The 10,871-nt window shown below is 67.5% G+C and carries 7 protein-coding genes and 1 pseudogene; 2 read left to right on the top strand and 6 right to left on the bottom strand.

Features of this window, described 5'->3' with window-relative positions; all coding sequences use genetic code 11:
* Positions 1 to 515: 515 nt before the first annotated feature.
* The 4 genes from JR065_RS21110 to rimK all read right to left on the bottom strand — a co-directional run bounded on the left by JR065_RS21110 (position 516) and on the right by rimK (position 4,145).
* Positions 516 to 1,853, bottom strand: coding sequence for a sensor histidine kinase (locus tag JR065_RS21110; protein ID WP_206236478.1), 1,338 nt, complete (start codon positions 1,851 to 1,853; stop codon positions 516 to 518).
* Entirely contained in the window at positions 1,846 to 2,523 is a 678-nt protein-coding gene (locus tag JR065_RS21105) for a response regulator (protein WP_206236476.1), read from the bottom strand. Before JR065_RS21105 ends, JR065_RS21110 begins: the two co-directional genes overlap by 8 nt.
* 8 nt (positions 2,524 to 2,531) lie before the next feature.
* A complete protein-coding gene (locus JR065_RS21100) occupies positions 2,532 to 2,999 on the bottom strand; it encodes a hypothetical protein (protein WP_206236475.1) in 468 nt (155 codons plus the stop codon).
* A 252-nt stretch (positions 3,000 to 3,251) separates the two neighbouring features.
* Positions 3,252 to 4,145 (bottom strand): 30S ribosomal protein S6--L-glutamate ligase, encoded by an 894-nt coding sequence (gene rimK, locus JR065_RS21095; RefSeq protein WP_206236474.1) that lies wholly within the window; start codon positions 4,143 to 4,145, stop codon positions 3,252 to 3,254.
* A gap of 288 nt (positions 4,146 to 4,433) precedes the next feature.
* Between rimK and JR065_RS21090 the strand changes: the two genes are divergently transcribed.
* Positions 4,434 to 6,728 (top strand): TonB-dependent receptor family protein, encoded by a 2,295-nt coding sequence (locus JR065_RS21090; protein WP_206236473.1) that lies wholly within the window; start codon positions 4,434 to 4,436, stop codon positions 6,726 to 6,728.
* A 453-nt stretch (positions 6,729 to 7,181) separates the two neighbouring features.
* Here JR065_RS21090 and JR065_RS21085 read toward each other — a convergent pair whose 3' ends face one another.
* Entirely contained in the window at positions 7,182 to 9,269 is a 2,088-nt protein-coding gene (locus tag JR065_RS21085; RefSeq protein WP_206236472.1) for a phosphocholine-specific phospholipase C, read from the bottom strand.
* 353 nt (positions 9,270 to 9,622) lie between these two features.
* Between JR065_RS21085 and JR065_RS21080 the strand changes: the two genes are divergently transcribed.
* A complete protein-coding gene (locus JR065_RS21080) occupies positions 9,623 to 10,270 on the top strand; it encodes a DNA-3-methyladenine glycosylase (RefSeq protein ID WP_206236470.1) in 648 nt (215 codons plus the stop codon).
* Between the two features lie 161 nt (positions 10,271 to 10,431).
* Here JR065_RS21080 and JR065_RS21075 read toward each other — a convergent pair.
* A pseudogene (locus JR065_RS21075) lies at positions 10,432 to 10,871 on the bottom strand (ATP-dependent DNA ligase); the annotation flags it as partial.

Here is a 10,871-nt window from a genome sequence, read left to right as displayed (position 1 = left end):
CTCGTGAGGCACTGCGACTAAGCGGCCTGCCGCACTCCGCTCTCACCTCAACGGTATACCCGCATAAGACACAAGCGACTTCAGTCGCGACGAACGAAGCCGCGAGCATTCCATCCACGAAAGCCTTCCATGCCGAGGCTCCTCCGCAAACCCTTATAGGAGCGGCTCAATGGACCGGCGCAGTGGAAGGCGTTACGGCGGCGACCACTGCCGGGGACTGAACTCTTTCTACAGCGCGCCCAACCGCCTAGCCGCCCAATCGCAAGCCTACATAGGAGCGGTTTGAACCGAGACCGGCATAGATGAAAAGCGCCGGCGGCGATGGCGTCCGGGCTGAAGCCCCTCCTACAGTGCACCAGTCCGCCCGAGCGCAGACTCCATAGGTGCGATTTCAACCTCGAACAGCGTAGCGAAGCGCTCCGGCAGCAAACGTCCCGAACCCAAGCCCTTCCTACAATTACCCACGGCGCGCTGGCCGCATGTCCCCGGCAACTCGGCATCACGCCTTGAGCCCCTCACGCCGGTGGCGCGAACCTCAGCGTCGCGACCACGCCCTTCTCCGCGCCGGGGCGCACGTTCACCTGCCAACCGTACAGGTCGCACAGGCGGCTGACGATCGACAAGCCGATGCCGCCTCCTTGCGAGTGGCCGGCATGGGTGCCGCGATAGCCGCGCTGGAACAGCTTGGCGGCGTCCTCCTCGCTCAGGCCGGGGCCGGAGTCGATGACCTGCACCGCATCGCTCAGCACCCGCACCACCACTTGGCCTTCGTGGGTGTACTTGACCGCATTGCCGATCAGGTTGCCCAGCGCCACCGACAGCGCCGACTCCGGCGCGTCGATGACCAGGTTCCGTTCGCCTTCCAGCAGCAGCTGCAGCGGCTTGCCGCCCAGCTGCGCGCGGTGCGAATCGATCAGCTGCTCGGCCACCCGCGCCACGTTGCTGCTGCCCTGCCCGCGCTCGTTGCGCGACAGCAGCAGCAGCGAGCCTATCAGGTCGCTGCATTGCTGCTCGGCACGCTGGATGCGCTGCAGGCGCTGCAGCACCTTGTCGTCCAGGTTCGGACGGGTCAGCAGCAGTTCGGTGGCGCCGCGGATCACCGCCAGCGGCGTGCGCAGTTCGTGGCTGACGTCGGCGTTGAACTCGCGGTCGCGCTGCACCACCTCGGTGAGCCGGGCCGAATAGTCGTCCAGCGCTTCGGCCAGCTGCCCCACCTCGTCGTCTGGGAAATGCGGCGCGAGCGGTTTGGGCTCGCTGCTGCCCCGGTAGGCGCGAAGCCGCGCCGCCAGATCGGAAACCGGGCGCATCACCCGCGATGCCGACCACCAGCCGATCACCAGCGACAAGCCGCTGAACACCAGCACGGACAGGAACAAGGTGCGCTTCAGCTGCACCTCGCCCTGTATGGTCTGGGTCATGTCGTAGGCGAGGAAGAACCATTCGCTGGGCGTCTTGCGTACCGCAAGCTTGTACGAGAAAGGCTTGCCGCTTTCGTCGAGCCCGGAAATGTTGTGGATGCCGTCGGACAGCTTGTACCACTCGGGCTGCTCGCGCCGGAGCGTCTCGAAGCGGTCGCTTTTGACCACCCGGCCGAACATCTGCTGCACCGGCAGATCGGGATTCTTCGAAGGATCGGAATAGAACCGCTTGGCGAACTCGTCGATGTTGCGATTCATCACGTCTTCGACGAGCTGGTTCTCCACCCGCGCGCGCGCCCAGTTGGTCGCGAACGCGAACAGTGCCGTCAGGCCGAAGCCCAACAGCACGAAGGAGAGGATGATGCGGCTGCGCAGGCGGCGACGGTAGCGACCGCGCCGCCGCACCGATCGCGGCAACTCGCCGGCTTCAGGCATCGGGTGCGGCGATGCGATAGCCGATGCCGTGGCGGGTCTGGATCAGCGGCACGTCGAACGGCTTGTCCACCACGGCGCGCAGGCCGTGGATATGCACGCGCAACGAATCGGAATCCGGCAGTTCCTCGCCCCATACGCGGGTTTCCAGCTCCTGCCGGGTGACCACCGCGGGCGCGGCTTCCATCAGGGCCTGCAGGATCTTGAGCGCCGTGGGATTGAGCTGCAGCAGCTTGCCCTGGCGGCGCACTTCCAGCGTATCCAGGTTGTATTCCAGATCGCCGGTTTCCAGCACGCGGGTGTGCACGCCCTTGCCGCGCCGCGACAGGGCATTGAGCCGCACTTCGACTTCCTGCAGCGCGAACGGCTTGATCAGGTAGTCGTCCGCGCCGGAATCGAAGCCGGCCAGCTTGTTGTCCAGCGAGTCGCGCGCGGTGAGCATCAGCACCGGGGTCTGCTTGCGCGCTTCGTTGCGCAACTTGCGGCAGACCTCGATGCCGTCCATGCCTGGCAGGTTCAGATCTAGCACGATCGCGTCGAACTCGTGCACCACCGCCAGATGCAGGCCGGTCACGCCGTCGGCGGCGAAGTCCACGGTATGGCCACGGTCTTCGAGGTAGTCGCCCAGGTTGGCGGCGATGTCGCTGTTGTCTTCTATGACGAGAATGCGCACTTAGTTTCCTAATCTTGAGACTTGGTTAGATCGCGCCGTCCCTCGGCCAGGACATGCTGAGAGTTTTCCTTGATCCGCCGCCGCTCAGCGACGGTTGAACACTGGGTGGTGCGCATGTTGGAGCCCGTGAGCTTGTCGCGACTACATATCAGACGGCTGTCGTCTCGAGCCTGAACTAACAGGTTATTGACAAGTTCTTGGTCGTTGAACAACGCCACCCGGGTTGATTCCGGCATTCCAGTCAGGTCAGCATGCGCGTTGAGTACGTCAGAGATTCGTAAAAGGGCAGCCTTGACCTGTGATTTTTGCTCTCCCCCGAGCTCAACGTACGTCTTGCCGTCGTCGAGTTGGGCCTGGATGGCTGCGATTTGAGACGCATCGGTCCGCTGGTTAACATCCAGTACCGGCTTCTTGCCGGCCGCATAGGCAGTCACGGCGGCCAACGACAACGCTGTAAAAAAAAACTTACGCAACATCCCTGCTCTCCCCTGGTTAAAACGTCCGAATGTTCGGCGAATGTAACTACCTGGCGCTCGTCGGGCAAGTGGAATGGAGTCCACAACGTACCGCCTGAGGAAAAACAAAAAAGCCCAAGCGGCGACGCCGCTTGGGCCGAAATATATCCCGATTACCGTTCCTGCTGAGGAGGGCAGAGCTGCGGTCCGACGAAGCATACGCAGGACCCGATTAAACGATTGTTAAGCGATGCCAGCAGGCGAAAATATTCGCTAAGCTGTTGATTTCTTTCGATCAAGGCTAGCGGCCACATGTTCGATGATGCGGCCGGCGATGTCGATCCCGCACACCGCCTCGATGCCTTCCAGGCCCGGCGTGGAGTTGACCTCCAGCACCAGCGGGCCGCGCCGGGAGCGGATCAGGTCCACGCCGGCCACGCCCAGGCCCAGCGCGCGCGCCGAGCGCACCGCGACGTCCTGCTCGCTGCGGCTGGCGCTGGCCAGCTGCGCGGTGCCGCCGACATGCAGGTTGGAGCGGAAGTCGCCATCCGGCGCCTGGCGGCGCATCGCGGCCACGACCTGGTTGCCGACCACGAAGCAGCGCAGGTCGGCGCCTTCGGCCTCGCCGATGAACTCCTGCACCAGGAAATTGGCGTACAGGCCGCGCAAGGCCTCGACCACGCCGCGCGATGCGCTGGCCTTCTCGGTCAGGATCACGCCAGCGCCCTGGGTGCCCTCGTTCAACTTCACCACGTGCGGCGGCGGGCCGAGCATCGACAGCAGGTCGTGGGTGTCGTCCGGATTGTCGCCGAACACCGTCATCGGCATGTCGATGCCCTTGGCGGCGAGCAGCTGGTGCGCGCGCAGCTTGTCGCGCGCGCGCAGGATCGCGTCGGACGGATTGGGCGTGCGCGTGCCCATCATCTCCAGCTGGCGCAGCACCGCGGTGCCGTAGCGGGTGATCGAGCTGCCGATGCGCGGGATCACCGCGTCGTAGCCGGTGATCGGCCTGCCCTTGTAGTGCATGGTGAAGGCGCCGGCCGCGATGCGCATGTAGCAGCGCAGCGGATCGAGCACGCGCACCGTATGCCCGCGCTCGCGCCCGGCCTCGACCAGGCGCCGGGTCGAATACAGCTTGGTATTGCGGGACAGGATGGCGAGCTTCATCGGCGCGGCGGCGGTGGCAGGCCTCGCATCATACGTCGCGGCCTGCTGCGCGGGCTGGCGCGGCGGCCCCCACGTGCACCCGGGAAGAACCGGTACGTGCGGCGCGCGCCTGCATCCGGCCATTGGCGGCAGGCCACCTGTCCCACAGCGGACACGAGACCGCCTCGGAACCTTCACACATCGCTTGCATGGTGGCGGGCGAGCCGTATCAGGCTCGGCTGCGCGGCCGGTCCTGCGCAGCGCCGCGCAGGGCCGCGCCTCCTCCCCCAACCCACTGGTGAAATCCCGATGATCTCCGCTTCCCGACCCTTGCGCGTCCACGCGCTGGTGCTCGCCATCGTGTCCGCCCTGCCCGCCTTCGCCATCCAGGCCGCCGACGTGGCCGCCGACGCTCCCGCCGCCGATACGGCCGGCGGCGACGCCAAGATGCTCGACGCGATCACCGTGGTGTCGACCGGCACCACGCGCCAGGTGCAGCGCATCACCCGCGAGGACATCGGCAACGCCACGCCCGGCACCAGCGCGCTGAAGGTGCTGGACAAGCTGCCGGGCGTGCAGTTCCAGTCCGCCGATGCGTGGGGCGCCTACGAATGGTCCACGTCGATCAGCCTGCACGGCTTCGACCAGAGCCGGCTCGGCTTCACCCTGGACGGCGTGCCGCTGGGCAACATGAGCTACGGCGTCAGCGACGGCCTGCAGGTGACCCGCGCGATCATCTCCGAGAACGTCGCCTCGGTGGAACTGGCGCAAGGCGCCGGCGCGCTCGGCACCGCGTCCAGCAGCAACCTCGGCGGCACCGTGCGCTACTTTTCCGCCGATCCGGACAGCGAGCCGGGCATCCGTTTCAGCCAGACCTTCGGCTCCGATGCCACCCGCCGCACGTACGTGCGCGGCGACACCGGCGACATTCACGGCTTCTCGATGTACACCTCGATCGTCCATGGCGAGGCCGACAAGTGGAAGGGCTACGGCGACAACGTCTACAACCAGGCCAACGTGAAGGCGCTGTACCAGTGGGGCGACGGCAACCGCGTCAGCCTGTTCCTGGACAGCTCCAAGCGCAAGGAATACGACATCATGGACCTGTCGCTGACCTCGCAGAGGGTGCTGGGCTGGGACTGGGACTACCTGATGCCGGACTGGAACAGCGCGGTGCAGATCGCCAACGCGCTCAACGGCAACGGCAGCTACCCGGCCTCGCTGGACGGGTTGCCCGCCGACTACGGCAAGGCCGACGTGTCGTACTACTCCGGCGCCGGCCTGCGCGACGACAACCTCGCCGCGCTCAGCGGCACCTTCAACCTGGGCGGCAACGCCACGCTCAACCTCGCCGGCTACTACCACGACAACGACGGCGAAGGGCAATGGACCACGCCGTACACCGCCTCGTCGGACAGCGTGGCCCTGGCGATGCGCACCACCGACTACCGGCTCAACCGCCACGGCGGCACCGCGTCGCTGAACTTCACCCTCGCCGGCAACGAAATCGAGCTCGGTGCCTGGCTGCAGAACGCGAAGACGGTGCAGGAACGCAACTTCTTCCGCCTCGACGGCCCGTTCACCGACCTGTACTACTTCGACAAGGCCGGCACCCCGTTCGCGCGCGCCTTCGCCCAGCACTACGACACCGACACGCGCATGTTCTACGTGCAGGACACGCTGCGGCTGATGGACGAAAGGCTGACCGTGAACTTCGGCGCCAAGACCTTGCAGGTGGAGACCACGGCCAGGTCACTGGTGCCCACCGGCTCCAACGCCGCCGGCGAGATCGAGGCCGACTCCGACCTGCTGCCGCAGGTGGGCGTCAACTTCAAGCTCGATGCGCGCCAGGAGATCTACGCCTCGTACAACAAGAACATGGCCGGCTTCGGCTTCACCCCGTTCCAGCAATCGCAGGCGGCGTTCGACGCGATCAGGGATTCGCTCGAACCGGAAACCGCGCAGACCTACGAACTGGGCTACCGGGTGCGCGGCGACGGCATCGAAGCCTCGCTTGCGCTCTACCACACCGTGTTCGACGACCGCCTGCTGGTGACCTCGCCGTGCAGCGCGATCCAGACCTGCTCGGCCACGCTCAACAACGTCGGCTCGGTGCGCAGCCAGGGTGCCGACCTGGCGGTGATGTGGCGGCCGATGGAGCAGCTGCGCTGGCTGAACTCGCTGTCCTACAGCGACACCACCTACGAAGACGACTACCTCAACGGCGGCGTGGTGGCGACCGCCGGCAAGCGCGTGGTCGGCATCCCGGAGTGGATGTTCTCCAGCAGCCTGGCCTACCAGAACCAGGGCTGGCACGCCGCGCTCGACGGCAAGTACACCGGCCGCCGCTACATCAGCTACCTCAACGATTCGTCGGTGCCCAGCTACTGGCGCGTGGACCTGAGCGCAGGCTACGACTTCGGCCAGGTCGGCATGTTCCAGAACCTGGGACTGAGCGCCAACGTCACCAACCTGCTGGACAAGCGCTACTTCGCCACCGTCGGCACCAACGGCTACGTGGTGTCCGATCCGGACGGCTACAACCAGACGCTGATGGCCGGAGCGCCGCGGCAGTTCTTCGTGACGTTCACTGGGAAGTTCTGAGTTTGGGCCGGGACTCGGGACTCGGGACCGGGGACCGGGGACCGGGGACCGGGGACCGGGAAGCGTCGCACGTGCCAGGGCACTGCGGCGCTTTTGGGTGTGGGCGTATTGGTTCGCGAATGAAGAGGCGTCGCAGGCTCACCGATCGCATCCGCTGCGCCGCTGACGCAGCAGCTTGGCAATGCGATCGCCGCACCGAAGCGCCTTGGAGCCTCAGAGCAGGTTCCAAGGCAGAACGACTTCGACGCACAGCCCATTGCGTACGGCCTTACATCCGGAAAACCAAGCTTGGCGTCCATCATCGCGGGGCTTCGTCGGAGCGATCCTGGCTAGCCTTGGGCCATTGGTCGCGACGGGCTTACCGGCAGTGCCTGACGTTCACTGATCGCCCAAGCGATACAGAATCGCTCGCACATGGCATCGCTCGTCCGCCAACAGACGAGAGAAGAACGCCTAGCCCATCGCAACGGCAGTGCCGATCGCCGGATCGCTCATGCTCGGCCGTCCCGTTTCGATATGCCCGGCGAGGCGGCGGCGCCAGCGTGGTGCGGCATCGCTGGACAGGGTCAGGTCGTACCAGTGATGGTGGTCCTGCAAGGGATAACGCAGCACTGCGCTCTCGCCGGCGGCCAGCGCCTGCTGCCGGTCCACGCCGCGATAGCCGTCGCGGATGCGCAGCGAACACGGCTGCGTGCCGCCGTTGCGCAGCGTCAGCAGCAAGCATTGCGCCTGCGCGTCGTAGACGCTGTCCGCTTCCAGTCCGGCATCGGCGATGCCGTCGCCCTGGAACTCGCGCAGGAAACCGTTCGGGCCATGCACCTGCAGCGCATAGCCGGCCTCGGCCGCATCGCCGCGCCAGGCGCGCGTGTCGCGCAGTTCGCTGCCGGCGGCGAGCGTGTAGAACCATGGACCGGCCACGCCGCCATCGGCATACGCATTCAACGCGACGCCGGCAGCGCCGCGGTTGCGCATCCACAATGCCCGCCCCTGCGAATCGGCTTGCATCGTCACGTCGAAATCGTAGGGCAGCGCGCGTGCCGGGCGCTGTCCCGGCTCCTGCCGCGGCAGCGCCTGCTGCGCCGGACGCTGTGGCGGCGGCAAGGCCGCGGTGGCGTCGATGCGCGCGATGTAACCGCCGGTATCGGGCAAGGCGGTGCGGCGGTCGTCGCGCCCGGAGAAATCCAGCGCCGAGGTCAGGTCGCCGGCCACCGCGCGCCGCCATGCGCCGATGTTGGGTTCGACCACGCCGAAGCGGCGCTCCAGGAACCGGATCACCGAGGTATGGTCGAACACCTGCGAATCGACCCAGCCGCCGCGGCTCCACGGCGACACCACCAGCATCGGCACGCGCGGCCCCAGCCCGACCGGCACGCCGTGGTAGTCCTCGCCGCGGGTGTCCACGTTGCTGGCGCCCAGCGCCGGCGCGATCGCCGGCAGCGCCGGCGGCACATGGTCGAAGAAGCCGTCGTTCTCGTCGTAGTTGATCAGGAACACGGTCTTGGACCAGACCTCGGGCGATCCCGCCAACGCCTCCAGCAGGCGCGCGCTCAGCGATTGGCCGTAGGCCGGGGTGGCCTCGGGATGCTCGCTGAGCAGATACGGCGCCACGATCCACGACACCTGCGGCAAGGTGCCCTGGCGCACGTCGCGCGCGAACGCGGCGACCAGGTGCTCGCCACGCGAAGCCTTGGCGTTGTCGGCGGTGGAACCGGGCACCCAGGCGCGGCCGCGCCGGTACAACGGCGAGTCGCGATCGAGATTGCGGAAGCGGGCGAAGTACGGGTGGCTGTTGTCGCCGTAGTTGTCGAACTCCTGGTACACCTGCCAGCTGACCCCGGCCTGCTGCAGGCGCTCGGAATAGGTGGTCCACGCATGGCCGGGAAACTGCGGATTGTCGCGCGCCATGTCCGCGGTCCAGTTGCCGTCGTCGCGGTTGTTCACCGCCTGCTCGCCGTCGTCGCCGACGGTCAGGCCGCTGGTGCCGGTGAACAGGTACATGCGGTTGGGGTTGGTGGGGCCGAACAGCGAGGCGTGGTAGCCGTCGCAGATGGTGAAGGCATCGGCCAGCGCGTAGTAGAACGGCAGGTCCTCGCGCTGGAAGTGGCCCATCGTCATCGCGCTCTTCTGCGCGATCCACGCGTCGTGGTGCTTCCAGGTCTCGTGCGAGCCCTTCCAGTCGTGGTTGAGGTCCTTCATCCACTGCGCGCTGCTGGTCTGGCTGTTGAGGCGAAACGGCAGCACGTAGCGGTCGGCGGCGCCGGGTTCGGGCTGGTACCACACCGGCCTGCCGCTCGGCAGGCGCAGCGGACGCGGATCGCCGTAGCCGCGCACGCCGCGCAGGCAGCCGAAGTAGTGGTCGAAGGAGCGGTTCTCCTGCATCAGGATCACCACGTGCTGCACGTCCTGCAGCGTGCCGGTGACGCGCGCCGGCGGCACCGCCAGCGCGCTACGGATCGCGCCGGGCAGCAGCGGCGACAAGGCACCGGCACCGAGCGCCAGCGACGCGCGTGCAAGGAAACGACGGCGACCCTGTTCGACCATGGCGACGACTCGAGCGCGAGCCAGGCTCGCCGAAGCCGTGCAGCGTAGCGGCCGCGGATGAAACCGGTTTGACACCGGCGGCAACACGAACGGATGGCTTGGCGCGCTCGAGCGATCCAGGTGGCGACGGCCACGGTTTGACCCGGCCGCAACGGTGCGTCGTTCATGCTCGCGCCGTACGGCAACGACATGCTCGAACGGCATCCACGCCAGGCGGTGTCGAAGCCGGCCCTCCCTCCTTCTGGTCGACATGAAGAGATTGCGTACCCTCCCAGCTGGCATCGAACCGTTCCCGGCAGCGATGCCTGCGCCACACAACAAAATGCCCGCTCCGCTCAGGCCACCGGTCCACCATGCCGACCTCCACGCCTGAAGCCGGATGGGCGGCGGTGCCGCGCGACTTCTACCGTCGCCATCCTGCGCTGGTCGCGCCCGAACTGCTGAACAAGATCCTGGTGCTGGACGACGGCCGCGCCGGTCGCATCGTCGAGGTCGAAGCGTACGCCGGCGCGGAAGACCCGGCCGCCCACTCGTACCGCGGCATGACCGCGCGCAACGCGACGATGTTCGGCCAGGCCGGCCACCTGTACGTGTACTTCACCTACGGCATGCACTGGTGCGCCAACGCCGTGTGCGGCGAGGTGGGCGAAGGCGCCGGCGTGCTGTTTCGGGCGATGCAGCCGATCGCCGGGCTGGAGCGGATGCGGCAAGCGCGCCCGGCCGCCAGGCGCGAGCGCGACCTGGCCAGCGGCCCGGCACGGCTGGCCCAGGCGCTGGGCATCACCCGGGCGCTGGACGGCGCGGACCTGGTGAGCGGCGATCGCGGCATCCGCATCGTGTCCGACGGGGTGCCGCCGCCCGCGGACCCGGTGGCCGGTCCGCGCATCGGCATCAGCCGCGCCGTGGAGCTGCCGTGGCGCTGGCACGTCGCGGACAGCCTTCACGTGTCGGCCAGGCCGAGCGCCGGGCGGTCCGCGCGCAGCAGACCCGCCGAGCGATAGGAACGCATCACGGACCGGTTGTACGCGTCCGCCGGTCCGCAAAGTCGGTCCAAGCAGTTCGCGGCGGCAGGGCTTCAGCAGGCAGGGACGGACACTCGCGCTTCCTCATCCTGCGCACGCGCAAGAACGCGGCGGGCGACTGGCGGGACGATGGCAGCAGGCTATTCGGACCCCGCCCACCGCGCCAGGTTCTGCCTGACCTGGGCGATGCCGTCCCAGGGATCCTTGCGCCGCCGCTTCAACTTCGCCGGCACCTCCCGCATCGTGAAGGCGTCGGCGCGCTGCAGCTTGGGCAGGTCGCTCCAGGCCAGCGGCATCGCCACGGGCGCGCCGGCGCGTCCGCGCAGCGAATACGAGGCCACCGCCGTCGCGCCACGTCCGTTGCGCAGGTAGTCGACGAAGATCCGCTTGTTGCGCAGCCGCTTGGTCGCGGTGGCCAGGAAGCGGTCGGGCTCGGACTTCGCCAGCGCATCGGCGAACCCGTGGGCGAAGCGCTTGGTCAGGTCCCAGTCGCAGCCGGGATTCAGCGGCACGACCACATGCAGCCCCTTGCCGCCGGACACGCGCAGGAACGATTCCAGTTCCAGTTGCGCCAGCAGCT

Source organism: Xanthomonas sp., from assembly GCF_017163755.1.
Taxonomy (GTDB): Bacteria; Pseudomonadota; Gammaproteobacteria; order Xanthomonadales; family Xanthomonadaceae; genus Xanthomonas_A.
Note: the sequence above shows the minus strand (reverse complement) of the source record. Positions and strands in the feature narration are given on the sequence as shown.

What these genes read in the sequence shown, in the direction of transcription:
- JR065_RS21110 (WP_206236478.1), bottom strand. Translation starts at nt 1,853, where the DNA reads ATGCCTGAAGCCGGCGAGTTGCCGCGATCGGTGCGGCGGCGCGGTCGC.
- JR065_RS21100 (WP_206236475.1), bottom strand. Translation starts at nt 2,999, where the DNA reads ATGTTGCGTAAGTTTTTTTTTACAGCGTTGTCGTTGGCCGCCGTGACT.
- rimK (WP_206236474.1), bottom strand. Translation starts at nt 4,145, where the DNA reads ATGAAGCTCGCCATCCTGTCCCGCAATACCAAGCTGTATTCGACCCGG.
- JR065_RS21090 (WP_206236473.1), top strand. Translation starts at nt 4,434, where the DNA reads ATGATCTCCGCTTCCCGACCCTTGCGCGTCCACGCGCTGGTGCTCGCC.
- JR065_RS21085 (WP_206236472.1), bottom strand. Translation starts at nt 9,269, where the DNA reads ATGGTCGAACAGGGTCGCCGTCGTTTCCTTGCACGCGCGTCGCTGGCG.
- JR065_RS21080 (WP_206236470.1), top strand. Translation starts at nt 9,623, where the DNA reads ATGCCGACCTCCACGCCTGAAGCCGGATGGGCGGCGGTGCCGCGCGAC.